Raw genomic sequence first — 26936 nt, 5'->3', positions numbered from 1 at the left:
TTTCCACGTGGCCTGGTGCGTGGGTGGCCCCCCCTCCTGCGTGCCGGTGCCGCCTGATTCCAACCATCTCTGGCCTGTGCCCCACATCATGAGCGACGTGACTCCTGTGCTTGCCCCGTTCCACCTTGCTTTCCCCGTGCACGACGTTGCTGCGGCGCGCGCCTTTTACGGCGATCTGCTCGGCTGCCCTGAGGGGCGCAGTTCGTCGGACTGGGTCGACTTCAATTTCTACGGCCACCAGATCGTCGCCCACCTGGCACCAGACGAAGTCGGCCATCGCCAGACCAGCGCCGTCGATGGCGACAACGTGCCCGTGCGCCACTTTGGCGTGGTGCTCTCCATGGCCGAGTGGGAAGCTGCTGCCGACAAGCTGCGCGCCGCCGGCATCGACTTCATCATCGAGCCGCACATCCGCTTCAAGGGCGAGGTGGGCGAGCAGGCCACGATGTTCTTCCTTGATCCGTCGGGCAACGCGATGGAGATGAAGGCGTTTGCCAATATGGCATCGCTGTTTGCCAAGTAAATCGCTCGGGCTGCGTTTTTTAAAACGCAGCCCGTAAAGAAAGATCATCAATTGGTGGTCTTTCTTTACGAAATAAGTTTCCCCCATTTTTCTTGTATTCGGGTTTTCTTTGAAGACCCAGGGGAGCGTTCGCGCTGCGTGTTCGCAGAACCTGGATGCCGCTGCAGATGGCTTGATGACGCGGCAAACAAGGATGGTGCAGGCCATGCACCAGAGGCGAATCGAGATTCAGCAAGCAGGATTGAAAAATGGGCACAGCCATTGCCCAGGAGAGCGGTTGCGCTAAAAACAATAAAAACTGAATCCATTGCGCTGGCATAGCTCTTGCCAATACCGGATTCCAAGGCATTCACGCCGCCATTGCACAGAGCGTGAAGCCGGAATGTCGTGTTCATCAAACCAAAGGAAGAGCCACACTATGTCCAGCGCCCCCGCTTCTGCTTTGCCGTTGGCCGACGCGCCAGCGGTATCTGATGCCAAGACCACCGCACGCAAGGCTGCACTTGCCGCCGCTGCCGGCACCGCCATCGAGTACTACGAGTTTGGCGTCTACGGCTACCTGGCCAGCACCATTGGCCCGATGTTCTTTCCTGGGGACAACGCCACTGCGTCGTTGCTTGCCATCCTGGCCGTGTTCGGCAGCGCATTCCTGATGCGGCCAGTGGGCGGCATCGTGCTGGGGCGCCTGGGCGATCGGCTTGGCCGCCGCGCGATCCTGCTGGTGACCGTCATCGGCATGGGCGTGGCGACGGGGTTGGTTGGATTGTTGCCCACGGCAGCCAGCGCGGGGCTGATCGCGCCGGTGCTGTTGCTGGCGATCCGCCTGGCGCAGGGCTTCTTTGCCGGCGGCGAGGTGACGGGCGCGGCGGCGTACGTGGCGGAATCGGCGCCGCGCGGCCAACGTGGTTTCTACGGCGCGTTTACGCCGGTGGGTGTGGCGATTGGGGGCGCGTTTGCGGCCACGGTGTGTGGCCTGACGAGTTCCGTCCTTGGCGCTGAGCAGATGCAGGCGTGGGGCTGGCGCGTGCCGTTTCTGATGGCAATCCCGATGGTGATCGTGTCGTCGATGGTGCGCCGTCGTGTCGAGGAATCTGTGTCGTTCCAGCAGTTCCAGGCGCACCACGAGCCGCCCAAGGCGCCGCTGCGCGAGGTGCTGCGCGAACACGGTCGGAGCGTGCTGCGCGTGACGTTGCTCGCCTTCGGCCAGAACGTCGGCTACTGGGTCGGGCTGGTCTTCATGAACCTCTACCTCACCACGCACCTCAAGTACGACAAGACCACCGTCTATTGGATTCTTGCGTTCGTGAGCATCAGCATGGCGTTTCTGATGCCGGTGTTCGGCGCGCTGTCCGACCGCATCGGCCGGCGCAAGGTGCTGGCGGCAGGCTTTGTCGGCTACGCGGTGCTCGTGCTGCCGATGATGTTGCTGATGGACCAGCACAGCATCGGTCTGGCCCTCCTCGCGATGATGGTGGTGGCGCTGCCGTTGCCGATCGTGCAGTCGGTCGGCTATCCGACCTATGCCGAGCAGTTCCCCACCCGCGTGCGCTACACCGGCATGGCGTTCAGCTTCAACATCGGTGCCATTGTGGGCGGCGGCATCACGCCCTATGTGGCGACGGCGCTGATCGGCCAGACCGGCAACCTGCTGATGCCCGGCTTCCTGCTGGTGGGCGGCGCGCTGGTTGCGCTGATGGCACTCGCGGGATTGCGCGAGACGGCGCAGGAGGCGCTGCAGTAACCCAACGAGTATGCTTGGGGCCGATCTCGTATTGCTGAGAGCAGCTGACAAAACCCTCCTGGCGTCGTTGTGCCTCCTTGCCGTACTCAAGTACTGTCTGCGTCGGCACGCCTGGCCAGGACCGCTGCGCTGGGTTTTGTTAGCCGCTCTTAGTCGAGCAGACCCGAAAGACGCCCCATGCTTCGAGAACTCAAGACTTTCATCGCCGTTGCCCGGCACGGCACCTTTGCGGGCGCGGGTGAGCGCATCGGCCTCACGCAATCGGCGGTAAGCGCGCAGATCCAGCGGTTGGAGGAGTCGCTCGGCTTCCAGTTGTTCGACCGCACCGGCCGTTCGGCCACGCTCAATGCCGCAGGGCGCGACGCGCTGGCGCTGGCCGAGCACATCGTCACGCTGTACGACCGGCTTGGCGAGCAGGCCAGCGGCAGCGAGCAGCGCGGCCTCGTGCGCGTTGGTGCGATTGCCTCGGTGCAGACGTCATTCCTGGTGGATGCGCTGGTGCAGTTCCGGACCGAATTCCCGCATTGCCGTGCGCGCGTGTTGCCGGGCGTGTCGCTCGACCTGCTCGGCCTGGTGGACGCCGGCGAGATCGACCTGGCCGTGCTGATCCGCCCGCCGTTTGCCGTGCCGGCTGATCTTGAATGGCGCACGCTGGTGGCCGAACCTTTCGTACTGCTTGTGTCCGACAGCCTGCCCGGCGATGACTGGCGTGTCTTGCTGGAGCACCAGCCGTTCATCCGTTACGACCGCCGCTCGTTCGGCGGCCGCCGCGTCGACCAGTTTCTGCGCGACCAGCACATCACCACGCACGACGTGATCGAACTCGACGAGCTGCAAGGCATGACGCTGCTCGTGGCGCGCAGGCAGGGCGTGGCACTGGCGCCGCAGACCGCCGCGCAAGGCACCTGGCCGCCCGGCGTGCGCGCCATCAGCCTGGGCGACGACACCTTCTACCGCGAGATCGGCCTGATCGAACGCCCGCGCCACAGCCGCCAGCCCATTGCCGGCCGCCTGGCCGATTGCATCGACGAAGCGGCGCGCAGCACCTGACACACCCATGACCACTGCGTGATACCCGGCATGAGCGGTGGCGCGTTGACCAGTCGTTATATCGACTCGTATATTACGACGATCATTCCTCCATTCATCTGGGTCTCTCATGCAACGTTTCTCGCTTCGCACGCAGGTGCGCGCCATTGGTCTGGTTGCTGCGCTGTCGCTGGGCGTGGCTGCGCCCGTGCACGCCGCTGATCTGGTCGTTTCGGCCGCCGCCAGCCTGACCAACGCTTTCAAGACGATCGCCCAGCAGTACGAAGCGCAGCATCCGGATACCAAGGTCGTGCTCAACTTCGGCGCGTCGGATGTGCTGATGCAGCAGATCGTGAAGGGCGCCCCAGCCGACGTGTTTGCCTCCGCCGATCAGGAAGCGATGAACAAGGCTGTGGAAGAGAAGGTCATCAAGACCGACACGCGCCATGACTTTGTTGCCAACCAGCTCGTGCTGATCGTGCCGACCACCGGCACGGTGCCCGTGCATGCGCTGACAGACTTGACCAAGCCCGAAGTGAAGCGCGTGGCGATCGGCAACCCGGCATCGGTGCCGGTGGGCCGCTATGCCAAGCGCGCGCTGGAAGCGGCCAAGCTGTGGGAGCCGGTAGAGGCCAAGGCGGTGTTGGCGCAGAACGTGCGCCAGGCGCTGGACTATGTGTCGCGCGGTGAGGTCGAGGCCGGCCTCGTGTTCTCCACCGATGCTGCCATTGCCGCCGACAAGGTGAAGGTGGCGAGCCCCGTGCCGCTGAACGTGTCGCTCACGTACCCGATTGCCGTGACGTCGGGCACGAAGCAGCCGCAGCAGGCAGCTGACTTCGTCGCGTTTGTGATGTCGCCGGCTGGCCAGGCAGTGCTGGCCAAGTACGGTTTCCTGAAACCCTGATTACGCGGTAGCCGGTTGCCCCGCACGCTCGGCGTCCTGCTTGGGCGTGCGGTGGATGCGCAGCACCAGGAAGGCGCCCGCCACGCACAGCCCGCCCGAGATCATCGACGACAGCGTGTAGTTGCCCAGCGTGGCGCGCATCATGCCCGCACCCAGCGTGGCAAACGCCGCGCCCAGCTGGTGCCCGGCGACAATCCAGCCGAACACGATGGGCGCTGCGGCCTTGCCGAACACATCATTGGTCAGGCGCACGGTCGGCGGCACGGTAGCGATCCAATCCAACCCGTAGAAGATCGCAAACACCGGCAGGCCGAAGAACTCGAAGCCGAACGCATACGGCAGGTAGATCAGCGACAGCCCGCGCAGGCCGTAGTACCAGAACAGCAGCACACGGCTGTTGTAGCGGTCGGACAGCCAGCCCGACAGCGTGGTCCCCACCAAGTCGAAGATCCCCATTGCAGCCAGCAGGCTCGCGCCCTTCACTTCCGTCATGCCGTGGTCTGCGCACATGGCAATGAAGTGCGTGCCGATGTAGCCGTTGGTGCTGGCACCGCAGATGAAGAAGCTGAAGAAGAGCAGCCAGAAGTCGCGCTTGCGTGCAGCCTGCGCGAGCGTGTTCATGGCCAGTACGATCGGGTTGGCACGCGGGCCCTGATCGGCTTCTGGTGCATCGGCGGGTTCGCCGTAGGTGCGCAGGCCCACGTTCTTGGGGGACTCCGGCAGCAGCAGCCACACGATCGGCAGCAGCAGCGTCAGCGCGCCGGCCACGATCAGCACCACCGGGCGCCAGCCGAAGTGCTCGACCACCGCCGCCATCATCGGCAGGAAGACGAGCTGCCCCGTGGCCGAGCTGGCCGTGAGGATACCCATCGCCAGCCCGCGGTGCGTGGTGAACCAGCGGTTGACCACCGTCGCGCCCAGCGTGATGGCCGCCACACCCGTGCCGCCGCCCACCATCACGCCCCACAGCAGCACCATCTGCCATGGCTCATGCATCATCGCCGAGAGCGCCGTGCCCGAGACCAGCACCACCAGCGCGCCCAGCACCGTGGGGCGGATGCCGAAATACTGCATCGACGCCGCCGCAAACGGCCCCGTCAGCCCATACAGCGCAATGCCGATCGAGATGGCCAGCGAGATCGTGCCGCGGCTCCAGCCGAATTCGTGCTCAAGCGGCAGCATCATCACGCTGGGCGTGGCGCGCGTACCGGCCGCGCACAGCAGGATCAGGAACACCACGGCCAGGGCGAGCCAGCTGTAGTGGAAACGTGGGGCAATGAGGCGGGCAAGTCTCTGCATGGGAGGGGCGTCCGATTCTTGTGGGCTCGACAATGCGCTATTCGTTACCGACCGGTAACAACGTGCTTGCGATGGTAGGTACCGCTCGGTAACATGTCAAGCAGCAATCGAATGTCACCGACGCGGCTGGGGGTTTGCCTGCCGCTGCGTCTGCAGGAGTCATCACATGGCAGCACGCGGTCCACGCGCCGTTTCTCCTTCCGTTGAGCAACCCAAGCCGCCGCCCCGCCGCATCAGCGGTGAGGATGCGCATGCCAGCCTGCTCGAGGCCGCCCGTCAATTGTTTTACTACGAAGGCGTGCGTGCCGTGGGCATTGAGGCGGTAGTGGAGAAGGCCGGCGTCAACAAGATGAGCCTGTACCGCCAGTTCAAGTCGAAGGACGACCTTGTCCTCGCGTATCTGGAGCGCAGCGACCAGAACTTCTGGGGCTACTTCAATGCCAGCATGGCCAAGCACCCGGACGACGCGCGCGCGCAACTGCTGCAGTTCTTTATTGATGTGTCGGGGCGGGCTTCGCAGCCCGGCTACCGTGGTTGCCCGTTCGTGAACGTGGCGGCGGAGTTTCCGGACCTGTCGCATGCGGCGCGGCAGTTCGTCCAGCGCAATAAGGCGCTGCTGCTCTCGCGCTTGCGCGATCGTGCCGAAGCTGCCGGTGCCACCGATCCCGATGCGCTGGCCGATGATCTTGCCTTCCTGATCGAGGGGGCCTATACCGCCAGCCAGACATTCGGCACCGATGCGCCGCGGTTGATCAAGAGCTTGCCGCGCACGGCACGTGTCCTGCTGGATGCCAATATCCCGGTGCGCAAACCGGACTGATGTTGTAGTCGCGTCACGGGCGCGCGAGTGCTGCACGATGCCGCTACACTCGCTGGCATTGTTGCTTCGGCTGCACCCGATTCGATGACGCCCAACCAAGTCCCGCTCTCTCCTGTCTCTTCTGTCCGGCCGACACAAACCGCGCCCGTGCAGCCGTTGTCTTTGCCGGCGGCGCTGTCGCAGGCGCAGCGCGCGCTGGACCGCATCGTGCTCGGCAAGCCGTTGCAGATCCGTCTGGCGCTGGCGTGCCTGCTGGCACGCGGGCACCTGCTATTGGAAGACTTGCCCGGTGTGGGCAAGACCACGCTCGCGCACGCACTGGCCCGCACGCTCGGGCTGCAATACCAGCGCGTGCAGTTCACCAGCGATCTGCTGCCGACAGATCTGATCGGCGTGTCGATCTACGTGAAAGAGAAGGGCGCGTTCGAATTCCACCCCGGTCCGTTGTTCGCGCAGGTGGTGCTGGCCGACGAAATCAACCGCGCCACGCCCAAGGCCCAGAGCGCGCTGCTTGAGGCGATGGCCGAAGGGCAGGTGACGCACGACGGTGCCACGTATCCGCTGCCCGAGCCGTTCTTCGTGATTGCCACGCAGAACCCGTTGAATCAGATCGGCACGCACCCGCTGCCCGAATCGCAGTTGGACCGCTTCACAATGCGGCTGTCGCTTGGGTATCCCGATCAAAGTTCGGAGCGTGCGCTGTATCTGGGTGGCGGTGCGCCGCAGGACATCCAGCCTGTGCTGACCGCCGCGCAGGTCGTCGCATTGCAAGTTGCCGCCGATGCTGTGCACGTGGCACCCGCGTTGGTCGACTACGTGCTCGCGCTGGTGAATGCCACGCGCACCGATGCGCAGGTGCAGATGGGCTTGTCGCCGCGCGCCGGTCTGGCACTGCTGGCGGCGGCACGCGCCTGGGCGCTCATCGATGGTCGTGATGCCGTGCTGCCCGAAGATGTGCAGGCCGTGTTCAAGGCCGTGGCCGCGCACCGGCTGCTGCCGACGGGCGGTACGTTGTCGGCCACCGCGCTGGCGCAGCGGCTGCTCGATACGGTCGCCATTCCCTAAGCACACGGCGCCATGGCGCGTTTCACTTCTCTGCTGCTTGCACCGTTGCGTGCGCTGTTCCGCCTGTTGCTCGCGGGTCTGGCCGCACTGCCGGGCATCCGCTTCGCGCGGGCGCGTGTGCAGCGTTTTCTGCAACGGCCGCGCAAACCACGCGAAGGCCGCATCCGCCTGGATCGCAACCACGTCTACATCTTGCCCACGGCAGCCGGCGTGGGTTTTGCGCTGCTGCTCGTGGTCATGCTCATCACCTCGCTCAACTACAACGTGAGCCTGGGTTTTCTGCTGACGTTCGTGCTGGCCGGCGTGGCGGCCGCTGCCATGTGGCAGACGCACCGCAACCTGGTCGATCTGGAAGTGCGCGGCGCGGCGGGTGAGGCCGTGTTTGCCGGGCACGCGCTCAACGTGAGCGTGGCGCTGGCCAATGTCACAGCGTGGGCGCGCGTGGGTGTGGAGGTGAGCGCGCATGATGTTGCGCTTCCTGCTGCGCCGGTCGAGGCCGCGCTCGATGCGCACGACGCAACGGTAGCGGCGCTGGCGTTTGCCGCGCAGCCGCGTGGCTGGTTCAAACTGCCGCGCCTGACGGTATCGACACGTTTCCCGCTCGGTCTGTTTCGCGCGTGGAGCTATGCCGATGCACCGCTCACGCTGCTGGTCTATCCCGAGCCTGAGTCTTCTGTGCCGCCGTTGCCGGCCAGCTTCGCCCCCGACCCTGGCGAGGAAGACAACCCACGCGCCGCCCGCACCCAGGTCGAAGAAGCCGCCGACCAGCTGCGCGCCTATCGCCCGGGCGACGCACTGCGCAGCATCGCCTGGAAGCACAGTGCCCGGCTCGACACCTGGATGAGCCGCACCGGCCAGCAGGTACGCCACGCGCAATGCGTGCTCGCCTGGGATGCGCTGCCGACCTCCATGAACGCGGAGCAACGCCTCTCGCGCCTGTGCGCGTGGGTGCTGGCCGCTGAACACGCACCCGCCGGTGACGAGCCCGAATACACGCTGATCTTGCCGGGGGTCTCGCTGGGCCCTTCGCGGGGCGTTGCGCATCGTGATGCATGCCTGCGCGCGCTGGCGTTGTGGGGCAAGCCGGCCATGCCCGAGGATACGGAGGCGGCAGCATGAGCACCGCCATCATCGGTACCGAAGCCGCGGCGTTCGGCTCCGCCCGGGCCCTCACGCACCGCGAGCACGGCTGGCTGATCGCGCAACTCGCTGTTGTGCTGGTGCCGTTGCTGCGTGCGCTGCCGCTGGTGACGTGTGCTGTGTTTGGCGTGCTGTTGCTCTGGCGCACGCTGCTGTGGGTGCGTCGCGCGCCGTTGCCGGGCAAGTGGGTGCTGGGCCTCACGGGTGTGGCTACGCTGTTCGTCACGCTGGCGCTGTCTCTGCGCACCGGCGGCAACATCGGCCGCGACCTGTCGGTCGCGTTGCTGGGCGCGTTTCTCGTGCTCAAACTGATGGAATCGCACACGGTGCGCAACGGCATTCTGGCCACGCAACTGTGCTGCTTCCTGCTGCTCTCGCAAACGCTGTTTGATCAGCCGCCCTGGTTGGCCGTCACCATGCTGGCAACGGTGGCGCTGCTGTTGCGCAACTGGCTGCTGCTGTTGCATCCGCAGGCGCGCATGCGGGTGTCGCCGGTGGGCGTGCTGATCCGGTTGGTGGCGATGGGCTTGCCGTGTGCCGCCGTGTTGTTCCTGCTGTTCCCGCGTCTCGATCATCCGCTGTGGAGCCTGCCGCGTTCTGCTGAAACTGGCACGAGCGGCATCACTGACCGCATGGCGCCCGGCTCCATCGGCCAGTTGATCCTGTCGGATGACCTCGCCTTCCGCGCCGACTTTGCCGGTACGCCGCCACCGCTCGATACGCTTTACTGGCGTGGCATGGTGCTGTGGCGTTTTGATGGCCAGGCATGGACGGCAGCCACAATGCGGCAACGCCCTGTGCCCGGGAGCGTACCCAATTCTGCGAGCGCAATTGCAGGCCAATCGGGCGTGGTCGACTACAACATCACGCTGGAAACGACGCACCAGCGCTGGCTGTTTGCGCTCGATCGCGGCCTGTCGATCGATGCGCGCGACGACATTGGCCGCAGCGTTGACGCGGAGTTCATTAGCCGCCAGCCGATCGACCAGCGCATGCGCTACCACGCGCGTTCACGTGTGCCCGACCGTAATCGCGCGGACGACGCACAGCCGCTCGACCCCCCCACGCTGCAGACTGCCTTGGCGTTGCCGCAGGGCAACCCACAGGCACGCGCGCTGGCCGCACAGTGGGCTGCGCTGCCGCCGGTGGATCGCGTATCGGCCGCGCTCAAGCTGTTTGGTAGCGCACCGTTTGCGTACACGCTTCAACCCGAGCCATTGCAGGGCCAGCAGATCGACGACTTCCTCTTCCGCACGCGCCGCGGCTTCTGCGAGCACTACGCCGGCAGCTTCGTCTTTCTGATGCGCGCGGCGGGTGTGCCAGCGCGTGTGGTGGTGGGCTACCTCGGCGGCGAGGTGAATGCCGTGAGCGGCGACATCATCGTGCGCCAGTCCGATGCGCATGCCTGGGCCGAGGTGTGGTTGGCCGGGCGCGGTTGGGTGCGTGTGGACCCGACTGCCGCCGTCGCACCGCAGCGCGTGGAACGCGGCCTGGCAGCGGCCGTGCCCGCCAGTGAATTCCGCTCGCGCCGCGTGGAAGAGCCCGCGTGGCTGCGCAGTGCGCGCTGGGGGCTCGATGGCCTCATCAGCGGCTGGAACCGCTGGGTGCTCGGCTACGACCGCAACCGGCAGGCGCAGCTCTTTGCCTGGCTGGGGCTGGATGCGGCGGACCCGCGTGCGGTGCTGTGGGGGGTGTCGGCCATCTTCCTGCTCGCTGCATTGCCGCTGCTGTGGCAGCAGCGCAAGCCCAAGCCTGATCCGGTACAGGTGCAATGGCAGCGCGTGTGCGACCAGCTGGCGCGGCACGGCTGTCCGCGCAGCCCGACAGAAGGGCCGATGGCCTACGCCGAGCGTGCCGCCGCGCAGTTCCCGCAGGCGGCGGAAGCCTTGCGCCGCGTGGCCGCCGGTTACATCGCGCTGCGCTATGGCCGCGAGGGTGGCGATGCGCAAGCGCGTGCACAGCGTCTTGCACGTTGGAAGGAAGACGTGGCCGCGCTGCGCGTGCCTGCATGACCGGAGCACCATGACATGAGCCAACCTGACATGCACCCGCTCGATAACCCTATCTGGTCGTCGCTGGCAACTGGGCACCGGCATTTCCGGCAGTGCGGTCCGCATGCCTGTCGCTACCCTGCCGATGTTGCGCCTTTTGCGGCGCTTTCTCCCGCCACGGCTGACGAGATGTCCGCAGCGTGGGAGGCTCTGCATCGGCTGCTCGACCCAGGCGAACAACTGTCGTTGTTTGCGCCGGGGCATCTCGACGTTCCGCCGGAGTTTGAAGTGGATCGGGCCGGCATCCTGCAGCAGATGATCGTGGTGCATGCCCCCGATGATCCCGTCGACACGACTGGCATTCTGCGCTTGGGCAACGCCGATGCCGCCGATATGCAGGCGCTGGCGGAGCGCGCCAAGCCTGGCCCGTTCCGGACACGCACACATGAGACGGGTCACTACATCGGCTTGCGAGAGGGTGAGTCTGGTGGCCGACTGATCGCCATGGCGGGTGAGCGCATGCAGCTGGATGACTACGTCGAGATCAGCGCCGTGTGCGTGGACGATGCCTACCGTGGCAGGGGCCTCGCCCATCGGCTGATCCGCATGCTCCAACACGAGATCGTGCAGCGCGGGCAAACGCCGATCCTGCATGTGTTCGACCACAACCGTGCGGCGATCGCGCTGTATGAGCGCCTGGGGTTTGCCGTCCAGCAGTCATTCCATCTGACCAAGGTGATGCGCCTGGAAGCGTAATCCATCGTTGTCCCGGCCTGCCGCGCAATGCGGCGATTTTGTCTTCGCGCCGAGTTGGTACATGACTCATATTGGGTAATTTAGAGTCAGTGTTCGAAACATAATCCCACTTTCATCTCACTTCTCGCGAACGTTTGCACCCTTTTGCTGCTTGGGTTTGCATGGATTGCTGCTGCCCGATTCTGGCCCTGGTAAAGGCATGGCGGCGTTTGACAATGTTTGCAATCAAACAGAGGTCGCTTCATAGACTGCATTTCAAGCCGATATGCAGTTAATGGTCAGATCCATTTGAAAAATGGATGGCCAGAGGGGGGCGGCACATTATCAAGCGCATTTTTGAAACGGGAGACTGACATGACGAGAATGCATCGCGGCGCACTGGTTTCGGCCACGCTGGCAGGGCTGCTGATTCTGGGCGGCTGCGCCAGTTCGGGTTCGGGCGACATGAGCGGAACCAGCGGTGGCGGCACCTCCGCCAACAACGGAAGCGGCGGCTCGGGCAGCTCGGGCACCTCGGGTGGTACGGGCGGGTCCACCACGACTGCGTCGACCACGCCCACGGGCGATGTCGCCAACAAGGGCGGCGGCGTGCTCTCGGCCACGGGCGGTGCCATCAGCGGCGTGGGCGGGACTGTTGCGGGCTCCAATGCGCCGGGTGCGTCTGCGCTGGGCAACGTGGTCGACAACGTCGGCAATACGGTCTCTGCGCTGGGCACAGGTGTGCAGTCCGGCCTGGGCAGCATGGGCACCAACCCGAACCCGGTGGGGACCACGGTGTCCAGCACGGGTAACGTTGTCACCCAGGTTGGCAATACCGTCAACGCCACGGGCGGTCTGGTGACCGGTCTGGGTACTGGCCCGCTGCAGCCGCTCGCACCGGTGACCACGCCGTTGGGCGGCGCGGTCTCGCAAGTGGGGCAGGCGGTGGCCAATGCGGGCGGCACGCTGGGTACGGCCCTGTCGACCGGGCCGGTGGAGCAGGTCACGCAACAGCTCAGCTCGACCGTCGTGCCGCTCACCTCGCAAGTCACCACCGCCACGCAGACGCTGGGTAACGCCACGGGCCTTGGCGCACCCGCGACGAACTTGCTGCAGACCGTGGGCGGTACGGTGGCAAACGTCGGCACGTCGCTGACCGGCACGAATGCGCCGGTGGTGTCCAACGTGGGCGGCGTGGTCTCGGCCACGGGCAGCACGGTGGCGGCGCTGGGTGGCGCGGTTTCCACGCCGGGTGGAAGCACGTCGGGCAGCCCGCTGGCGCCAATCACCAATGCGCTGGGCGGTGCCACGGGCGGCAGCAATCCGCTGGGTGCGGTGACCGGGGCGCTGGGCGGCGCAGCAGGTGGCGGCACGGGCAGCAACCCGTTGGCCCCTGTGACGAGCGCGCTGGGTGGCGCAGCCGCTGGTGGTGCCAATCCGGCGGCTGGTGCGACGGCACCGGTCGGCTCGCTGCTGACGGGGGTGGGTTCGTCGCTCACCTCAACCGGTGCGGCCACGCCGCTGGCCCCCGTAACGGGTGCAGTGGGTGGTGCAGTGGGTACGTTGGGCGGTGCGCTGGGGGGCACGCCGCACCACTGATCTGCGTCACGCCGATGAGCCGTCCATGCTTCGCGCTGGACGGCTTTTTTTACTGATAATGCACCCGAAGCTCACATTTCATTTGGACGAGGGGTGACCGGCATGAGCGCAGGCGAACTGTTGTTCCGGATGTTCCGTTATCAGGCATGGGCGAACGAAGAGATGGTGCAGGCGATGCAAGGCCTTCGCTCCGAGCAGCACGCCGAAGCGCGGCACACGGCGCTGCGCTTGATGAACCACTGCCTGGTGGTCAACAAGATCTTTGCCGCGCATCTGGCCGGCAAGCCACACGGCTTTGCGGCTGACAACACGCCTGAGACGCCCACGCTGGAAGCCCTGCGCGCAGAGCTTGCGACGATGGATCAGTGGTACCTCGACTACGTGCGCGCGGTCACGCCGGCCATGCTGTCCGAATCTGTGCCCTTCACATTCACGGATGGTGACCTGGGCTACATGACGCGCGAAGAGATGCTGATGCACGTCATCACCCACGGCGGCTATCACCGTGGTGAGGTGGGGCGGGTGATGCGGCAGGTAGCGGAAAGTGCAGGGCCCGACTTCCAGATGCCGTGGGATACCTACGCCGTGCATCTGCACAGGACCGAGCCCGCACGCAGACTGCAGGGCGCAGAAGCACCGGCCGTGCTGTAACCGCCTACGCCGCCCGCAACTCCCGAATGCCCTTGCCCAGCCGCTTGCGCAACAGCGTGCGCAGCGTCACGCCATCGGCATAGCCGACCTGCTCGGCAATCTGGTCGACGCTGTGCTTGCTGGTCTTGAGCAGATGCACCGCACGCTCGATGCGCAGATCCTGGATGTGTGCGATGGGCGTTTTGCCGAGCACCTCGTTCAACCGGCGCGACAACGTGCGCTTGCTGGTCGCCAGCGCATCGGCTGCGGCATCGAGCGTGATGGCGGTGTCGAGCCGCTCGCGCACCCAGCGGTCGAAGCGCTCGACCAGCGGGTCTGCATGCGAGAGGTGATCGGCAATCACGTACGCCGACTGCGATGGCCGTGTGTCGAACACGAGGTAGCGCGCCACCAGCGCGGCCAGTTCCGGACTGCTCTGGCGGATCACCCACAGCGCCATGTCGATATGGCTGAGTGCAGCGCCAGCCGTGAGCATCGCGCCGCTGGGTACGATGATGCGATGCGCATCCAGCCGCACCTGCGGATAGCGCTGGCGGAACAGCGGCGTGAGCCACCAGGTGGTGGTGGCGTCATGACCATCCAGCAGGCCGCTTTCTGCCAGCACAAACGTGCCGATGCAGGCAGCCGCCATGCGTGCGCCACCGGCTGACCATGCACGCAGGGCGGGCAACGCGTCCATCACGTCTTCACGGCCCAATGCAGGCACCAGCACGTCGGGCATCTTCGCGCTGATGGCCGGCACGATCACCCAGTCTGGGGAAGCCGTATCGTCCACGCTGCACACAGGCACTTGCAGGCCCAGCCCGCTGTGCACCTGTGGCCGCATGCCGACCACCGCCACCTCGAACGCCGGCACGTTGATACCCGCTACCTGCGCCAGTTCGTTGGCCGTGGCAAAGGCATCGAGCACCGTGGCCAGCCCCGTATCGAACACGCCTTGCAGCGCGAGCACGGCAATCCGCATGGCAGTATCGATATCAAAGTTGTCAATCGGGACAGTATTTTCCGCCATGACGGCTTTGTAAAGTACGTCTGTGCGTGCAGACCCCTGCGCGGCATCAGGAGACCCAAGATGATCAAGTACGCGTTTTTCGCCCGGCTTGTTGCCAAACCGGGCAAGGAACAGGCCGTGGCTGACTTCCTCGCCGCTGGCCTGGAGATGGCCAATCAGGAAGCCACCACCCCGATCTGGTTTGCGTTGCGCATTGCGCCCAACGTGTTTGGCATCTTCGATGCCTTTACCAGCGAGCAGAGCCGCCAGGCCCATCTGGATGGCCCGATCGCCAAGGCACTCATGGCCAACGCGGCCGAGTTGCTGGCATCGCCGCCCGAGATTGCGCCGATCGAGGTGCTGGGCATGAAGAACACCGCCGCAAGCTGACCGAGACCGCACGCGAGAAAAGGAGACGCACGATGTTCGAGCAGGAGCTGTTCGCCGGTTGGGGCGACATGGACTTCAATTCGCACATGAAGAACACTGCCTATCTGGACAAGTCTGCGGATGTACGGATGCTGTACTTCGCCGAGCAGGGTTTTCCGATGGCCGAGTTCATGCGGCTGCGCATTGGACCCGTGGTGATGAAAGACGAGATCGAATACTTTCGCGAACTGCACCTGCTCGATCGCATGACGGTCCGCCTGACGCTGGCCGGCCTGTCGGATGACGGCAGCCGCATGGTGTTGCGCAATGACTTTCTGCGTGACGGCAAGTTGGTGGCGCGAGTGACTTCCACTGCGGGTTGGCTCGACCTTGCGCGCCGCAAACTCACGTGCCCGCCAGAGCCGTTGCTGCGCGCCCTGCAGGCCATTAGCCATGCGGATGACTTCGTGACGCTGCCCAGCAGCATGCAACCCGCTGCAACGGGTGCTTGAGTCTGGGTCATTCAACGCAAAAAGAAAGGGCAGGCGCCCGGTGTCATCCACCGAGCGTCTGCCCTTTTTTCGTGTGGCGCAGTGTCAGCCCGGGTTCAACCCGGCACGCGCACCCAGCCTTCCATCAACACGCGCGCGCTGCGGCTCATGATGGCCTTGGTGACCGTCCATTCGCCATCCACCAGCTTGGCTTCCGCGCCCACGCGCAGCGTGCCGGACGGATGCCCGAAGCGCACCGCGCCACGTTCACCGCCACCGGCCGCGAGGTTGACCAGCGTGCCCGGAATGGCCGCCGCCGTGCCGATGGCCACAGCCGCCGTACCCATCATCGCGTGGTGCAGCTTGCCCATCGACATGGCACGCACCAGCAGGTCCACATCGCCCGTGCCGACGGTCTTGCCGCTCGAGGAGACGTAGTCCTTCGGCGGTGCGACGAAGGCCACCTTGGGCGTGTGCTGCCGCGTAGCCGCTTCGTCGATGCTCTTGATGAGGCCCATGCGCACTGCGCCGTGCGCGCGAATCGTCTCGAACATGGCCAGCGCCTTGGCGTCGCTGTTGATGGCGTCCTGCAGCTCGGTGCCGGTGTAGCCGATCGACTCCGCATTCACGAAGATGGTCGGAATGCCGGCATTGATCATGGTTGCCTTGAGCGTGCCTACGCCGGGCACGTCCAGATCGTCGACGAGGTTGCCGGTGGGGAACATCGCGCCGCCACCGTCACCGTCTTCGTCCGCAGCGGGGTCGAGAAACTCAAGCTGCACTTCCGCTGCCGGGAAGGTCACCCCGTCCAGTTCAAAGTCGCCCGTCTCCTGCACCGCGCCGTTGGTGATAGGCACGTGCGCAATGATGGTCTTGCCGATGTTGGCTTGCCAGATGCGCACGATGGCCACGCCGTTCTGCGGCACTCGGTTGACATCCACCAACCCGTTGCTGATGGCGAACGGGCCCACGGCGGCCGAGAGGTTGCCGCAGTTGCCCGACCAATCCACAAACGGCTTGTCGATGGAGACCTGGCCGAACAGGTAATCCACGTCATGGTCCGGGCGTGTGCTCTTGGCGAGGATCACCGTCTTGCTGGTGCTCGACGTGGCGCCGCCCATGCCGTCGATCTGCTTGCCGTACGGGTCGGGGCTGCCGATCACACGCATGAGCAGCGCGTCACGGGCGGCACCGGGTTCCTGCGCGGCTAGCGGCAGATCCTGCAGGCGGAAGAACACGCCCTTGCTGGTACCGCCACGGATGTACGTGGCGGGCACCTTGATCTGAGCCGGATGTGTCATGCAGCCACCTCCTTGATCATGTCGGTCATTTCGCGTGAGTGGTGTCGGTGGCTGCTTGCATTCGCGCACGTGCGCATCCCCGCTGTGCGGGGCCCCTGCTTACTGCTCATGCCGCCTCCTTGTTCGATTCCAGGAAGTCTTGCGCGAAGCGCTGCAGTACACCGCCCGCTTCGTAGATCGAGACTTCCTCGTCGCTGTCCAGGCGGCACGTGACGGGCACTTCCACACGTTCGCCGTTCTTGCGGTGGATGACGAGCGTGAGGTCTACACGTGGTTGGCGCGCGCCGATCACGTCATAGGTTTCGGTGCCGTCAATGCTCAGCGTCAGGCGCGTGGTGCCCGGCTTGAACTCCAGCGGCAGCACGCCCATGCCGATCAGGTTGGTGCGGTGGATGCGCTCGAAGCCTTCGGCCACGATGACTTCCACGCCGGCCAGGCGCACGCCCTTGGCGGCCCAGTCGCGCGAGCTGCCCTGGCCGTAGTCGGCGCCGGCAATCACGATCAGCGGCTGCTTGCGGTCCATGTAGGTCTCGATCGCTTCCCACATGCGCGTGACCTTGCCTTCGGGCTCGATGCGCGCCAGCGACCCCTTCTTCACCGCGCCGTCCACCACGGCCATCTCGTTGATGAGCGTGGGGTTGGCAAACGTCGCGCGCTGTGCGGTCAAGTGGTCGCCGCGGTGCGTGGCGTACGAGTTGAAGTCCTCTTCCGGCAGGCCCATCTTGGCCAGGTATTCACCAGCGGCGCTGCTCGCCAGGATGGCGTTGGATGGCGAGAGGTGGTCGGTCGTGATGTTGTCACCCAGCACAGCCAGCGGGCGCAGACCCTTGAGCGTGCGCTCGCCGGCCAGCGCACCTTCCCAGTAAGGGGGGCGGCGGATGTAGGTGCTCTGCGCGCGCCAGTCGTACAGCGGGCTCACGTTGGCAACGGACTCACTGCGCTGCTCGAACATCGGGATGTACACCTGGCGGAACTGCTCCGGCTTGACCGAGGCGCGCACGATGGCGTCGATCTCTTCATCGGTCGGCCACAGGTCTTTCAACGTGATGGGCTTGCCGTTGGCGTCCGTGCCGAAGCTGTCGCGCTCGATGTCGAAGCGCACCGTGCCGGCAATCGCATAGGCCACCACCAGCGGCGGCGAGGCGAGGAACGCCTGCTTGGCATACGGGTGGATGCGGCCATCAAAGTTGCGGTTGCCCGACAGCACGGCGGTGGCGTACAGGTCGCGGTCGATGATCTCTTGCTGGATCTTCGGGTCCAGCGCGCCGCTCATGCCGTTGCAGGTGGTGCAGGCAAACGCGACGATGCCGAAGCCGAGCTTCTCCAGCTCTGCCTTCAGGCCGGCGTCTTCCAGATACAGCTCAACGGCCTTGGAGCCGGGCGCGAGCGAACTCTTCACCCACGGCTTGCGCGTCAGGCCCAGGCGGTTGGCATTGCGCGCCAGCAGCGCGGCGGCAATCACGTTGCGCGGGTTGCTGGTGTTGGTGCAGCTCGTGATGGCGGCGATGACGACGGCGCCATCCGGCATCTGGCCCGGCGTCTCTTCCCACTTGGCGGCGATGCCCTTGGCGGCGAGGTCGGTCGTAGCCACACGTGCGTGCGGGTTCGAGGGGCCGGCCATGTTGCGCACCACGCTCGACAGGTCGAAGCGCAGCACGCGTTCGTATTCGGCGCGCTTCAGTGTGTCGGACCACAGGCCCGCTGTCTTGGCGTACGTCTCTACCAGCTTGACCTGCTCGTCGGTGCGGCCGGTCAGGCGCAGGTAGTCGAGCGTGTTGTCGTCAATCGAGAACATCGCGGCCGTGGCGCCGTATTCCGGTGCCATGTTGGAGATGGTGGCGCGGTCGCCCAGCGTCAGGCGCGAGGCACCTTCGCCGTAGAACTCCAGGTACGCGCCCACCACCTTCTGCTTGCGCAGGAATTCGGTCAGGGCCAGCACGATGTCGGTGGCGGTGATGCCGGGCTGGCGTTGGCCCGTCAGCTCTACGCCGACGATGTCGGGCAGGCGCATCCACGAGGCGCGGCCGAGCATCACGTTCTCAGCTTCCAGCCCGCCCACGCCGATGGCGATCACGCCCAGTGCATCCACGTGCGGCGTGTGGCTGTCGGTGCCGACGCAAGTGTCGGGGTAGGCCACGCCGTCGTGCGCCTGGATGACCGGCGACATCTTCTCCAGATTGATCTGGTGCATGATGCCGTTGCCCGCCGGGATCACGTCGACGTTCTTGAACGCGAGCTTGGTCCAGTCGATGAAGTGGAAGCGGTCTTCGTTGCGGCGGTCTTCAATGGCGCGGTTCTTGGCGAAGGCGTCGGGGTCGAAGCCGCCGCATTCCACGGCCAGCGAGTGGTCGACGATCAGCTGCACTGGCACCACCGGGTTGACCTTGGCGGGGTCGCCGCCTTGGTCGGCAATGGCGTCGCGCAGGCCTGCCAGATCCACCAATGCGGTCTGGCCCAGGATGTCGTGGCAGACCACGCGGGCTGGGAACCAGGGGAAATCCAGATCGCGCTTGCGTTCGATCAGTTGCTTGAGCGAGGCGGTGAGCGTGGCCGGGTCGCAGCGGCGTACCAGATTCTCGGCGAGTACGCGCGAGGTGTACGGCAGCTTGTCGTACGCGCCTGGTTGGATGGCTTCTACGGCCTCACGCGCGTCGAAGTAATCCAGCGTTGTGCCGGGGAGGGGTTTGCGGTGTGCTGTGTTCATGGTGTGGGTGCATCCCTTGTTTCTCCCCCTGCCGGGGGCGACTCACTTTCTTTGTCTTGCCAAAGAAAGTAAGCAAAGAAAGGCGTGCCCGAGATGGCGAAAGCCTCCTTGAATTTTCGTAACCGGGCGGAGACGGGGAAAACTCGCTGCGCTCAGACAGTTCCCCGTCTTGTTTCCGCCCGCTTACGAAAATTCAAGGCGCCATCAAGGGCAGGAACGTCAACGGCCAAACCGTCTGGGGGTTTGGGTTGACGTTCCTTTTTTGCTTTTTGCTTGTCTTCTTACGCGCGCTTGGCGATCGGCACGAACTTCAGGTCGTCCGGGCCGGTGTAGTTGGCGCTCGGGCGGATGATCTTGTTGTCGATGCGCTGCTCGATGATGTGCGCAGCCCAGCCCGACGTACGTGCAATCACGAACAGCGGCGTGAACATTGCGGTCGGCACGCCCATCATGTGGTACGACACGGCGCTGAACCAGTCCAGGTTCGGGAACATTTTCTTGATGTCCCACATGACCGTTTCCAGGCGCTCGGCAATGTCGAACATCTTGGTGTTGCTGGCTTCTTTCGACAGCTTGCGCGCGACTTCCTTGATGACCTTGTTGCGCGGGTCGGACACGGTGTACACCGGGTGGCCGAAGCCGATCACGACTTCCTTGGCTTCCACGCGGCGGCGGATGTCGGCCTCGGCTTCGTCCGGCGTGTCGTAGCGCTTCTGGATTTCGAAGGCGACTTCATTGGCACCACCATGCTTCGGGCCACGCAGCGCGCCAATGGCACCGGTGATGGCCGAGTAGATGTCCGAGCCCGTGCCGGCAATCACGCGGCCGGTGAACGTCGAGGCGTTGAACTCGTGTTCCGCATACAGGTTGAGCGACACGTGCATTGCGTCGACCCACGACTTGGACGGCTCCACGCCGTGCAGCAGGTGCAGGAAGTGGCCGCCGATGGAGTCGTCATCCGTTTCGACTTCGATGCGCTTGCCGTTGTGGCTGTAGTGGTACCAGTACAGCAGCATCGAGCCCAGCGATGCCATCAGGCGGTCGGCAATGTCGCGTGCGCCGGGGGTGTTGTGATCGTCCTTCTCGGGCAGCACGGTGCCGAGCACCGACACGCCCGTGCGCATCACGTCCATCGGGTGAGCGGAAGCAGGCACCCATTCCAGTGCGGCCTTCACGTTGGCAGGCAGGCCGCGCAGGGCCTTCAGCTTGGCCTTGTAGGCGGTCAGTTCAGCTTTGGTGGGCAGCTTGCCGTGCACGAGCAGGTGGGCGACTTCTTCAAACTCGCACGCGCCGGCCAGGTCGAGGATGTCATAGCCGCGGTAGTGCAGGTCGTTGCCGGTGCGGCCGACGGTACACAGTGCAGTGTTGCCTGCCGTCACGCCCGACAGGGCCACGGATTTCTTCGGCTTGAAGGCGCCGGCGTTCGGGGTGCTGTTGTCAGCTTCGCTCATGGGGGATCTCCTGTGTCGGTTCGTGTGTAGTGTTATTTCTGTGCAGCAAACAGTGCGTCGAGCTTGTCTTCGTACGCGTGGTAGCCGAGATATTGGTACAGATCGGCGCGCGATTGCATGGTCTCCACGGCGGCCTTTTGGGTGCCGTCACGCATCACCGTCTGGTAGAAGTTGAGTGCAGCGGCGTTCATCGCACGATATGCGCCGCAGCAGTACAGGGCGATATCCACGTTGGCACTGCGCAGCTCGTCGGTGGTGAAGAACGGCGTGCTGCCAAACTCGGTCAGGTTGGCCAGGATGGGCACCTTCACCGCGGCCTTGAAGCGGCGGTAGTCGTCCAGCGTCTTCATCGCCTCGGGGAAGATCATGTCCGCACCCGCTTCCACATAGGCCACGGCGCGCTCGATGGCGGCATCCACACCTTCCGAGGCAGCCGCATCCGTGCGGGCCATGATGACGAAGCCATCATCGGTGCGGGCATCTACGGCTGCCTTCACGCGGTCGACCATTTCGTCGATGGGCACGACCTCTTTGCCCGGGCGGTGGCCGCATCGCTTCTGGCCGACCTGGTCTTCCATGTGCACGGCGGCCACACCCGCCTTGATGAATGAGCGGACGGTGCGTGCGATGTTGAATGCGCCGCCCCAGCCGGTGTCGATGTCGACCATCAGCGGAACCTGCACGGCGTCGGTAATGCGGCGGGCGTCGGTCAGCACGTCTTCCATCGTGCTGATACCCAGGTCTGGAATGCCCAGCGAGTTGGCGGCCACGCCACCGCCCGACAGATACACGGCCTTGAAGCCGGTTTGCTCGGCCATCTTGGCGGCGTAGGCGGTAATGGTGCCCACCACCTGCAGCGGTTGGGACTCGGCAACGGCAGCGCGGAACTTGGCGCCGGCGCTGGTGGGGTGTCGTTGGGTTGTGCTCATGTGGGCTCCAGAAAGAATGGACCCTTACAGCAGGAAGCGGGCCACCCCGGCGGCCCTGCGTAACCCGTTGATTTGTATGGAAGTGACGTTGCCGCCCTCGCGCACATCATTTCAAAACTGGAATTTCAGATTTCAATATGGAAATGCGCGGCGCATAATGACCGGACCGTCGTTTCTGTTGCCCCGCACCGCACCATGAGCCTCACCCCTGCTGACCCGGCTGGCCGCCCGCGCATCTGGGCCTGCGGCATCAGCCGCCTGAGCGATCTCTTCCTCGACATTGCCGCCGAGTACAACGACCGCGCCGAGTTGCGCGTCATCACACGCGGCTTTGAAGACATCGTGCGCGAGATCGATGCGGCGGGTCTTGAGCGCCCCGACGTGGTGGTCGCAGGCGGGTCCAATGGCGCGTATCTGAAGCCGCGTCTGTCGCTGCCCGTGGTCGTCATCAACCCGACCGGCTTTGACGTGATGCACGCGCTGGCCCGCGCGCGGCGTGATGCGGAGTCGGTGGCCCTCGTCACCCACGGCGACACGCCCGACGAAGTGCGCCGCTTTGTCGCTGCCTATGGCATGGACGTGGTGTTTGCTTCCTACACATCGCGCCAGGGCGCAGAGAGCTGCGTGTTGGACCTGCGCGACCGTGGCGTGGGTGTGGTGGTCGGCCCCGGTCTGGTGACGGACCTGGCTACGCAGGCCGGCATGAACGCGGTGTTTCTGTATTCGCGCGACTCCGTACGTGCCGCCTTCGACACTGCCCTGGAAGTCGTGCAGGCCACCCGCCGCGAAGCGCAGCGCCGCCAACGGCTCGACAACCTGCTGCAGCATCTGCGCGATGGCGTGGTGGCGCTCGACGCGCAAGGCCGCGTGGAGGCCATCAACCAGCGTCTGGCCACCGCCCTGGGCATCGACGCGAAGCAGGCCACCGGACAGCCGCTGCTCAGCATCGCGCCCAACCTGCTGGGCTTGCTGCCGGATGCCGAAGGGGACACGCTGGGCACTGTGCACGGCGTGAACTACGTCATTCATCGTGGTCCGCTCACCAGCACGGGGGCTGGCGCCTCAGAAGGCACCGTGTTCACCTTCCAGGAGTCCCGCGCGGTGGAGCGGCTGGACCGTACGCTGCGTTCACGTCAGCGCCCGCAGCAGTTCAGCGCGCGCTACCGGATCGATGACCTGGTGGGCGAATCCGCCTCCATCGAACGTGTGCGTACGCTGGTGCGGCGCTATGCCAAGTCCGATGCCACCGTGCTCGTGCTGGGCGAATCCGGCACCGGCAAGGAGATGGTGGCGCAGGGCATGCATCAGCTCAGCGCGCGGCGTGACTTCCCCTTTGTGGCCATCAACTGCGGCGCCTTTCCTGAAGCGCTGTTGGAGAGTGAGCTGTTCGGCTACGAAGAGGGCGCGTTCACCGGTGCACGCAAGGGCGGCAAGACCGGGCTGATTGAAGCGGCACACCGCGGCACGCTGTTTCTCGACGAGATTGGCGAGATGCCGCTGCCGCTGCAAAGCCGCCTGCTGCGCGTGCTGCAGGAGCGCGAAGTGGTGCGGCTGGGCTCCACCGAACCCACGCGCGTGGACATCCGCGTGGTGGCCGCCACGCACCGCGCGCTGACCGACGCGGTGGAGGAGGGTACCTTCCGCGCCGACCTGTACTACCGCCTGAATATCCTGAGCATTGCGCTGCCGCCACTGCGTGAGCGACCTGATGACGTGATGCCCCTGGCCGCCGAATTGCTTGTGCAAGCCGCACGCCGTGAGCCGCGCCTGCTGTTGCGCATTCCCGATACCGAGGTTGCCGCACACGTCCTGAGCGAGGTTGCTGAGCCGCTGCGGCACTACGCCTGGGCGGGCAACGTGCGCGAGCTGCAGAGCGTGGTCGAGCGGATTGCGGTGGAACTGGCCCACGCCGATGACACCGGCGCCGGCACCATCACGCAAGACGTGCTGGGGCTGATCGCCCCGGAACTGTTTGCCCACGCCGTGCGCGGCAAGAAGCCTGCGTTGACACTGCGCGAGCGCAGCCGGGGTGTGGAAGCTGAGGAAATTCGCGCCGCGCTGGCCGCGCACGATGGGGATCGCAACGCCGTGTGCGCGGCGCTGGGCATCAGCAAGACGACGCTGTGGCGGCGGCTGCAGGCGGGGTAAAAAGCCTAGTCCAGCAACCGCAATGCATCCGCCAGCGACAACACCGTCGTGCGCGACTCAAACGCCGTTGCAAACAGATGATCGTGCACGACCTGATCCGGGTCGTAGCAGCAGTCCTTGACGGTCAACAAGCGGAAGTCTGCATCGCTCGCGTGCGCGATGGACGACAGCATCACGCCCGTCGACGCCACGCCCACCATGAGCAAGGTATTGACGCCCTGCGCGGAAAGCCGCACCTGCAGATCGGTGCCATAGAACACGCTGGCACGATGCGCGATGATGATCGGTTCATCATCCTGCCGGCCGAGTTCTGGCGAGATCCGGTCGTGGACGAACAGACCAAGCTGCTTGACCCCTTGCCCGTTTTTGTTCAACGGACTGACTTCCGGATAGCCGGGGCTGAAGTGGAACTTGGCGAAATAGACGCGGATGCCCTTGGCCCGCGCGGCATCACACAGCGTGCGTGTGTTGGACAGCAACGTGGGCGCGACCGATGGAAACAACTCCATGATGTCGGTCTGATAGTGCATGACCAACAGCGCGGTTTGCGACGGCACAATGGTCGGAGTCTGCATGGTCACGTTGGGTGGTGGTGGGTGGTGGCCGACTCTATCACGGCCCCCTGACGCCGAATTGCAGGCAACCAAGCGTCGCGTTTTTGCATCGATTTAACCGACGGCCGTCACCCGGGCGCGGCATGGTGTCCTATGGTACGGTTGAAAGAAGTTTGCCCATGGCCACGCACCAACGGCAGGTACACGGGCAGCATGGATGTGCTGTTGAGGAGAGTGAAGCACCGTGAGTGATGCGAAACACGACGCGCGACGCACGCTGCAAACGGACAAGGCTGCCGTCAGCAGGGCGTTACGCCTGAGCGTGCCGCCAGAGGCCAGACCTGCGCCCGTGAGCCGGAAAGACTGGCTGCGGCAAAGGAAAGAGCAACTGCACGCGGCCCGGATTGCCGCCAAGCAACGGCGCGATCTACTCAAGGCCGAAATCCTGTCGGCCGCGCAGGATGTTGCCCGGGAAGAACGCGTGGCTGCCAAGCTGGAAGCGGACCGCCTGAAGGCAGAAGCCAAGGCAGCAAGCATTCACGCCAAGGAAGACGCACGCGCTGCTGCCAAGTTCGAGCGCAGCAAGCCCGCCCGCGCTACATCCAAGTCAAAACGAAAAACGCTGGGATCAGGAAAACGCAAACTGGTCTCGTACGCTGATCTGCTGCGCATGCGCGGGTGATCGGCGGGGCGATCGTCAGTAGAACGATCACGCCCCGTGTTGCAGTCGGACGGCCCAGCCGCTACATTCACGCCAGTCGAAAAAGGCAGACTTGGTGTGGTCCAGCCCAAGTCCTTCCCTGAGTGAAGTTCAGCGGAAGCTCTGTCCATGCCTCGTGCATGAGTCCCACGACGAACATCGACGCCGCTCAGGCGTTGTTTTTTGTTCGTCCGTGTGGTTCTCAAGATATCGAACTGCTCCGGTCGAACGACCATCACGGAGTCGCTCATGCACGATTTACCCATCCACGACGTTGTCATTGCCGGCGCAGGCCCGGTTGGCTTGTTCCTCGCCTGCGAGCTGCGCCTCGCCCACCTCTCGGTGCTGGTGCTGGAGCAAGCTGAAGATCCACATTCGCCCTTGAAGCAGCTCCCGTTCGGGATGCGCGGGCTGTCTTCGCCCACCCTTGAGGCCTTTGACCGTCGCGGCTTGCTGGATGACATCGCCGCGCCGCAACGTGCGGCCGTGCCGCCCGCGCATTGGTCGCAACAGCCTCAGCCTCAGCGTCGTGGCGGCCCTGGAGGCCATTTCGCGGGCATCCAGTTCTTCCATGACAGGATCGACGATGCAAAGTGGCCGTATCGCTTGCCCAGTCCGGCAGGCACCAACATGGCATGCGAGCTGGCGCACATTGAATCCGTCCTGGCCGCGCGTGCAGGCGCACTGGGCGTGGAGATCCGGCGCGGCCTCGGCGTGGATGGTGTCGAGCAAGGGGACGAAACGGTGACAGTGCGCGCCGGCAGCCAGACCTTCCGCGGACGTTGGCTGGTCGGTTGCGATGGCGGGCGCAGCGCCGTACGCAAGGTGGCTGGTTTTGAATTTGCCGGTACGGAACCGGAGTTCACCGGCTATTCGGCTGCGATAGAACTGACAGAGCCGCATATGCTTTCCCCAGGGCGCCACTACACGCCCACAGGTATGTTCACCTATCAACCGCCGGGCACCATCGCCATGGTGGATTTTGACGGCGGTGCGTTCCATCGCACCCAGCCGATCACGCTGGAGCATGTGCAGCGTGTGCTGCGCCATGTGTCCGGCGCCGACGTTACCGTGAGGGCGCTCAAGCTTGCGACCACGTGGACAGACCGCGCCTTCCAGGCGACGACGTATCGCAACGGGCGTGTGCTGCTTGCCGGAGATGCCGCGCACATTCACTCGCCGCTGGGTGGTCAGGGGTTGAACCTCGGGCTGGGCGACGCCATGAATCTTGGATGGAAGCTCGCCGCAACCATTCGCAGCGATGCGCCGGATGGTCTGCTCGACAGCTACGGCGCGGAGCGGCATCCGCTGGGTGCACAGATACTGGATTGGTCGCGCGCGCAGGTGGCGCTCATGCGGCCGAGCCGCAGCACGCGGGCGCTTGAAGCCATCCTTCGCGATCTGATCGACACGCGCGATGGTGCGACCTACTTTGCGGAGCGCATCTGGGGTTTGTCGCTGCGGTATGAGATGGGCGGCGGTGACAGCAATCACCCGCTGGTGGGCCGCAGCGCGCCCGATTTCGCACTGGCAGATGGCACCCGGCTCGGCGAGCGCCTGCGCAGCGGCAAAGGCCTGCTGCTGGACTTCGACGCGCGTGCGCCACTGCAGACGCTGGCAGGCCGCTGGCCCGACCGCATCGCCTATGTCGCAAGCGATGCGGAGGACAGTCTTGGCCTGACCGCCGTGCTGATACGCCCCGACGGCATCGTCGCCTGGGCGGGTGACGGCCCGGCCGACCAGGAGGCGTTGACGCAAGCCGCATCGCGATGGTTCGGCGCGGCTTGAGAGCGTCAGGCTG

Annotated in this window: 24 protein-coding genes; 16 read left to right on the top strand and 8 right to left on the bottom strand. The window is 65.1% G+C overall.

Translation table 11 applies throughout. The annotated features are described in order from the left end of the window. Positions 1-88 precede the first annotated feature (88 nt). Positions 89-523: a VOC family protein gene (locus PI87_RS12715; RefSeq protein ID WP_039598053.1), complete on the top strand. Its 435-nt coding sequence runs from the start codon at positions 89-91 to the stop codon at positions 521-523. A 19-nt stretch (positions 524-542) separates the two neighbouring features. Here PI87_RS12715 and PI87_RS29065 read toward each other — a convergent pair whose 3' ends face one another. Beyond that, the gene (locus PI87_RS29065) at positions 543-872 is read right to left on the bottom strand and encodes a hypothetical protein (protein ID WP_157003122.1); all 330 of its coding nucleotides are present in this window, start codon (positions 870-872) and stop codon (positions 543-545) included. Positions 873-941: 69 nt separating this feature from the next. Here PI87_RS29065 and PI87_RS12710 point away from each other — a divergent pair, with 69 nt between their 5' ends. The 3 genes from PI87_RS12710 to modA all read left to right on the top strand — a co-directional run bounded on the left by PI87_RS12710 (position 942) and on the right by modA (position 4197). Continuing rightward, positions 942-2264, top strand: a complete 1323-nt coding sequence (locus PI87_RS12710; protein WP_052321511.1) for an MFS transporter — start codon at positions 942-944, stop codon at positions 2262-2264. A 177-nt stretch (positions 2265-2441) separates the two neighbouring features. Next, positions 2442-3314 (top strand): LysR family transcriptional regulator, encoded by an 873-nt coding sequence (locus PI87_RS12705; RefSeq protein ID WP_039598052.1) that lies wholly within the window; start codon positions 2442-2444, stop codon positions 3312-3314. A gap of 109 nt (positions 3315-3423) precedes the next feature. Beyond that, the gene (modA, locus tag PI87_RS12700; protein WP_039598051.1) at positions 3424-4197 is read left to right on the top strand and encodes a molybdate ABC transporter substrate-binding protein; all 774 of its coding nucleotides are present in this window, start codon (positions 3424-3426) and stop codon (positions 4195-4197) included. On the opposite strand, the gene PI87_RS12695 is transcribed toward modA, so the two are convergent. Then, a complete protein-coding gene (locus PI87_RS12695; RefSeq protein WP_039598050.1) occupies positions 4198-5496 on the bottom strand; it encodes an MFS transporter in 1299 nt (432 codons plus the stop codon). It abuts the gene before it with no gap. A gap of 166 nt (positions 5497-5662) precedes the next feature. Here PI87_RS12695 and PI87_RS12690 point away from each other — a divergent pair, with 166 nt between their 5' ends. The 7 genes from PI87_RS12690 to PI87_RS12660 all read left to right on the top strand — a co-directional run bounded on the left by PI87_RS12690 (position 5663) and on the right by PI87_RS12660 (position 13497). Continuing rightward, on the top strand, positions 5663-6316 hold the full coding sequence (locus tag PI87_RS12690; RefSeq protein WP_039598049.1) for a TetR/AcrR family transcriptional regulator: 654 nt from the start codon (positions 5663-5665) through the stop codon (positions 6314-6316). 84 nt (positions 6317-6400) lie between these two features. Then, positions 6401-7381, top strand: coding sequence for an AAA family ATPase (locus tag PI87_RS12685; RefSeq protein ID WP_039598163.1), 981 nt, complete (start codon positions 6401-6403; stop codon positions 7379-7381). A 12-nt stretch (positions 7382-7393) separates the two neighbouring features. After that, positions 7394-8500: a DUF58 domain-containing protein gene (locus PI87_RS12680; protein WP_039598048.1), complete on the top strand. Its 1107-nt coding sequence runs from the start codon at positions 7394-7396 to the stop codon at positions 8498-8500. Continuing rightward, positions 8497-10533 (top strand): transglutaminase TgpA family protein, encoded by a 2037-nt coding sequence (locus PI87_RS12675; protein ID WP_039598047.1) that lies wholly within the window; start codon positions 8497-8499, stop codon positions 10531-10533. The genes PI87_RS12680 and PI87_RS12675 overlap by 4 nt, the downstream gene beginning before the upstream one ends. Positions 10534-10548: 15 nt before the next feature. Beyond that, positions 10549-11268 (top strand): GNAT family N-acetyltransferase, encoded by a 720-nt coding sequence (locus PI87_RS12670; RefSeq protein WP_039598046.1) that lies wholly within the window; start codon positions 10549-10551, stop codon positions 11266-11268. 354 nt (positions 11269-11622) lie between these two features. Further along, entirely contained in the window at positions 11623-12846 is a 1224-nt protein-coding gene (locus PI87_RS12665; RefSeq protein WP_039598045.1) for a collagen-like triple helix repeat-containing protein, read from the top strand. A 102-nt stretch (positions 12847-12948) separates the two neighbouring features. Then, the gene (locus tag PI87_RS12660) at positions 12949-13497 is read left to right on the top strand and encodes a DinB family protein (RefSeq protein WP_039598162.1); all 549 of its coding nucleotides are present in this window, start codon (positions 12949-12951) and stop codon (positions 13495-13497) included. 4 nt (positions 13498-13501) lie between these two features. Here the strand turns inward: PI87_RS12660 and PI87_RS12655 are convergent, their stop codons facing one another. After that, positions 13502-14461 (bottom strand): GlxA family transcriptional regulator, encoded by a 960-nt coding sequence (locus tag PI87_RS12655; protein WP_039598161.1) that lies wholly within the window; start codon positions 14459-14461, stop codon positions 13502-13504. A gap of 108 nt (positions 14462-14569) precedes the next feature. On the opposite strand from PI87_RS12655, the gene PI87_RS12650 reads away from it, so the two are divergent. Beyond that, positions 14570-14878, top strand: a complete 309-nt coding sequence (locus PI87_RS12650) for a putative quinol monooxygenase (RefSeq protein ID WP_039598044.1) — start codon at positions 14570-14572, stop codon at positions 14876-14878. Positions 14879-14910: 32 nt separating this feature from the next. Continuing rightward, entirely contained in the window at positions 14911-15369 is a 459-nt protein-coding gene (locus PI87_RS12645) for a thioesterase family protein (protein ID WP_039598043.1), read from the top strand. Positions 15370-15464: 95 nt separating this feature from the next. Here PI87_RS12645 and prpF read toward each other — a convergent pair whose 3' ends face one another. The 4 genes from prpF to prpB all read right to left on the bottom strand — a co-directional run bounded on the left by prpF (position 15465) and on the right by prpB (position 21733). Then, positions 15465-16649: a 2-methylaconitate cis-trans isomerase PrpF gene (gene prpF / locus PI87_RS12640; RefSeq protein ID WP_039598042.1), complete on the bottom strand. Its 1185-nt coding sequence runs from the start codon at positions 16647-16649 to the stop codon at positions 15465-15467. 106 nt (positions 16650-16755) lie between these two features. After that, a complete protein-coding gene (gene acnD / locus PI87_RS12635; RefSeq protein WP_039598041.1) occupies positions 16756-19353 on the bottom strand; it encodes a Fe/S-dependent 2-methylisocitrate dehydratase AcnD in 2598 nt (865 codons plus the stop codon). A gap of 281 nt (positions 19354-19634) precedes the next feature. Continuing rightward, positions 19635-20804: a bifunctional 2-methylcitrate synthase/citrate synthase gene (gene prpC / locus PI87_RS12630; RefSeq protein ID WP_039598040.1), complete on the bottom strand. Its 1170-nt coding sequence runs from the start codon at positions 20802-20804 to the stop codon at positions 19635-19637. 32 nt (positions 20805-20836) lie between these two features. Beyond that, a complete protein-coding gene (gene prpB / locus PI87_RS12625; protein ID WP_039598039.1) occupies positions 20837-21733 on the bottom strand; it encodes a methylisocitrate lyase in 897 nt (298 codons plus the stop codon). Positions 21734-21928: 195 nt separating this feature from the next. Between prpB and prpR the strand changes: the two genes are divergently transcribed. Beyond that, the gene (prpR, locus tag PI87_RS12620) at positions 21929-23881 is read left to right on the top strand and encodes a propionate catabolism operon regulatory protein PrpR (RefSeq protein WP_039598038.1); all 1953 of its coding nucleotides are present in this window, start codon (positions 21929-21931) and stop codon (positions 23879-23881) included. A 5-nt stretch (positions 23882-23886) separates the two neighbouring features. Here prpR and PI87_RS12615 read toward each other — a convergent pair whose 3' ends face one another. Further along, positions 23887-24456: an isochorismatase family cysteine hydrolase gene (locus PI87_RS12615; protein ID WP_039598037.1), complete on the bottom strand. Its 570-nt coding sequence runs from the start codon at positions 24454-24456 to the stop codon at positions 23887-23889. Positions 24457-24679: 223 nt separating this feature from the next. On the opposite strand from PI87_RS12615, the gene PI87_RS12610 reads away from it, so the two are divergent. Both PI87_RS12610 and PI87_RS12605 read left to right on the top strand, forming a co-directional pair. Then, entirely contained in the window at positions 24680-25117 is a 438-nt protein-coding gene (locus PI87_RS12610) for a hypothetical protein (protein ID WP_039598036.1), read from the top strand. A 267-nt stretch (positions 25118-25384) separates the two neighbouring features. After that, positions 25385-26923: an FAD-dependent monooxygenase gene (locus tag PI87_RS12605; RefSeq protein WP_039598035.1), complete on the top strand. Its 1539-nt coding sequence runs from the start codon at positions 25385-25387 to the stop codon at positions 26921-26923. Positions 26924-26936: the final 13 nt, after the last annotated feature.

Source organism: Ralstonia sp. A12, from assembly GCF_000801955.1.
Taxonomy (GTDB): Bacteria; Pseudomonadota; Gammaproteobacteria; order Burkholderiales; family Burkholderiaceae; genus Ralstonia.
The sequence above is the reverse complement of the archived record's forward strand: the minus strand, read 5'-3'. Positions and strand labels throughout refer to the sequence as shown.